The 3,576-nt window shown below is 65.7% G+C and carries 2 protein-coding genes; both read left to right on the forward strand.

Features of this window, described 5'->3' with window-relative positions; genetic code table 11:
- Positions 1-3,463 (forward strand): glutamate synthase large subunit (gene gltB, locus JOZ00_RS13880; protein WP_293344529.1); only part of this gene is annotated, 3,463 nt, incomplete at its 5' end.
- Positions 3,456-3,576: hypothetical protein (locus JOZ00_RS13885; RefSeq protein ID WP_293344530.1), on the forward strand; the 121-nt coding region annotated here is incomplete at its 3' end. The genes gltB and JOZ00_RS13885, both read left to right, overlap by 8 nt.

Genomic DNA, 3,576 nt, shown 5'->3' on the forward strand with positions numbered 1-3,576 from the left:
GATCTGGGTGACCGAGGACGGTTTGGTGGTGATGGCGTCCGAGGCCGGCGTGCTGGACCTGGATCCGGCCAAGGTGGTGCGCCGGATGCGGCTGCAGCCCGGCCGCATGTTCCTGGTCGACACCACGCAGGGCCGCATCGTCTCCGACGAGGAGATCAAGGCCGAACTCGCCGCCGAGCATCCGTACCAGGAGTGGCTGGACAAGAACCTGGTACCGCTCGCTGACCTGCCGCAGGGTGACTACGTGCGGATGCCGCACGAGCGACTTGTCCAGCGGCAGTTGACATTCGGCTATACCTACGAAGAGCTCAACCTGCTGGTGTCGCCGATGGTCCGCACCGGCGCCGAGCCGCTCGGCTCGATGGGCACCGACACTCCCGTCGCCGTGCTGTCTCAGCGGCCGCGGATGCTCTACGACTACTTCCAGCAGCTCTTCGCTCAGGTGACCAACCCGCCCCTGGACGCCATCCGTGAGGAAGTGGTGACCAGCCTGCAGGTGACCACCGGTGGGGAGCGCGACCTGCTCACGCCGGAAGACAAGTCGTGTCACCAGATCACGCTGCCGCAGCCGATCCTGCGCAACCACGAGCTGGCCAAGCTGATCAATCTCAACCCCGACGACAAGGTCAACGGGCGCCCGCATGGCATGCGCTCCAAGGTGATTCGATGTCTGTACCCGGTCGCCGAGGGTGGGGCCGGACTGGCCGCCGCGATGGACGACGTGCGTGCGCAGGCGTCGGCCGCCATCGCGGAGGGCGCGCGGGTCATCATCTTGTCCGACCGCGACTCCGACGAGCAGATGGCACCGATCCCGTCGCTGCTCGCCGTCGCGGGTGTGCATCACCACCTGGTGCGCGACCGGACCCGCACGCACGCCGGCCTGGTGGTCGAGACCGGTGACGCCCGCGAGGTGCACCACATGGCGGTGCTGGTCGGTTGTGGAGCGGCGGCGATCAACCCGTATCTGGCGTTCGAGTCGATCGAGGACATGCTGGACCGCGGCGTCATCGACGGCATCGATCGCGACACGGCGCTGAACAACTACGTGAAGGCCGCCGGCAAGGGCGTGCTGAAAGTGATGTCCAAGATGGGCATCTCGACGCTGGCGTCCTACACCGGTGCGCAACTGTTCCAGGCGGTCGGCATCTCCGACGACGTCCTCGACGAATACTTCACCGGGCTGAACTGCCCGATCGGCGGGATCACCCTGGAAGACATCGCCGCCGACGTCGCCACCCGCCACGGGCTCGCGAACCTGAAGCGCAAGGACGAACGCGCGCACCGTGAACTCGAGGTCGGTGGCGAATACCAGTGGCGCCGCGAGGGCGAGTACCACTTGTTCAACCCGGAGACCGTGTTCAAACTGCAGCACGCCACGCGCACCGGCCAGTACAAGATCTTCAAGGAGTACACCCGCCTGGTCGACGACCAGAGTGAGCGGATGGCCTCGCTGCGTGGCCTGCTCAAGTTCCGCGGCGCACTGCGCCCAGCCATCCCGCTGGAAGAAGTCGAGCCCGCCAGCGAAATCGTCAAGCGCTTCTCGACGGGAGCGATGAGCTACGGCTCGATCTCCGCCGAGGCGCACGAGACGCTCGCCATCGCGATGAACCGCCTGGGCGGCCGCTCCAACAGCGGAGAAGGCGGCGAGGACGTCAAGCGCTTCGAGCATGACCCGAACGGTGATTGGCGCCGCAGCGCGATCAAGCAGGTTGCCTCCGCCCGGTTCGGTGTCACCTCGCACTACCTGACGAACTGCACCGACATCCAGATCAAGATGGCGCAGGGCGCCAAACCCGGTGAGGGCGGCCAACTTCCCGGACACAAGGTCTACCCGTGGGTTGCCAAGGTCCGGTTCTCCACCCCCGGCGTCGGCCTGATCTCGCCGCCGCCGCACCACGACATCTACTCCATCGAGGATCTCGCACAGCTGATCCACGACCTCAAGAACGCCAATCCGGCGGCGCGCGTCCACGTCAAGCTGGTCTCCGAGAACGGCGTCGGAACGGTGGCGGCGGGTGTGTCCAAGGCCCACGCCGACGTGGTGCTGATCTCGGGCCACGACGGCGGCACGGGTGCAACCCCGCTGACGTCGATGAAGCACGCCGGCGCGCCGTGGGAGTTGGGCCTTGCCGAGACGCAACAGACATTGCTGCTCAACGGGTTACGCGACCGGATCGTGGTCCAGGTGGACGGCCAGCTCAAGACGGGCCGCGACGTGATGATCGCGACATTGCTCGGCGCCGAGGAATTCGGCTTCGCCACCGCACCGCTGGTGGTGGCCGGTTGCATCATGATGCGGGTGTGTCACCTCGACACCTGCCCGGTCGGGGTCGCCACCCAGAACCCGGTCCTGCGGGAACGGTTCACCGGTAAGCCCGAATTCGTCGAGAACTTCTTCATGTTCATCGCCGAAGAGGTCCGGGAATACATGGCGCAGTTGGGCTTCCGCACACTCAACGAGGCCGTCGGCCAGGTGGGAGCACTCGACACCACACTGGCGCGCGCGCACTGGAAGGCCCACAAGCTGGATCTGGCGCCGGTGCTGCACGAACCGGAATCGGCGTTCATGAACCAGGACCTGTACTGCAGCTCGCGGCAGGACCACGGCCTGGACAAGGCACTCGATCAGCAGTTGATCGTGATGAGCCGCGAAGCACTCGACTCGGGCAAGCCGGTGCGGTTCTCCACCACGATCAGCAACGTCAACCGGACCGTGGGGACCATGCTCGGCCACGAGGTGACGAAAGCATATGGCGGCCAAGGGCTGCCGGACGGAACGATCGACATCACCTTCGACGGGTCCGCGGGCAACAGTTTCGGGGCCTTCGTCCCGAAGGGCATCACCTTGCGCGTCTACGGGGACGCCAACGACTACGTCGGCAAGGGTTTGTCCGGTGGGCGGATCGTGGTGCGACCATCGGACAACGCGCCGCAGGACTATGTGGCCGAGGAAAACATCATCGGCGGCAACGTGATCCTGTTCGGCGCCACGTGTGGGGAGGCATTTTTGCGCGGTGTAGTCGGCGAACGATTCGCGGTTCGCAATTCCGGCGCGCACGCCGTGGTCGAGGGTGTAGGCGACCACGGTTGCGAGTACATGACGGGCGGCCGCGTCGTCATCCTGGGCCGCACCGGCCGCAACTTCGCCGCCGGTATGTCAGGTGGTGTGGCCTACGTCTACGACCCCGACGAGGAGCTGCCGGAGAACCTCAACGCCGAGATGGTCGAGTTGGAGGCCCTCGACGAGGAAGACGTCGACTTCCTGTGCGGCATCATCGAGGCGCACGTCGATGCCACCGATTCGGCGGTCGGCCAACGGATCCTGGCGGATTGGCGCGGGCAACAGCGCCACTTCCTCAAGGTGATGCCACTCGACTACAAGAAGGTGCTGAACGCGATCGCCGAGGCCGAACGCGATGGCATCGACGTCGACAAGGCGATCATGGCGGCCGCGCATGGCTGATCCAAGAGGCTTCCTGAAATACACGCACCGGGAGTTGCCGAAGCGCCGGCCTGTCCCGCTGCGGCTGAAGGACTGGCACGAGGTCTACGAAGAATTCGACAACGAGACCGTGC

The sequence above is a fragment of the Mycobacterium sp. genome (assembly GCF_019243155.1).
Classification (GTDB): domain Bacteria; phylum Actinomycetota; class Actinomycetes; order Mycobacteriales; family Mycobacteriaceae; genus Mycobacterium.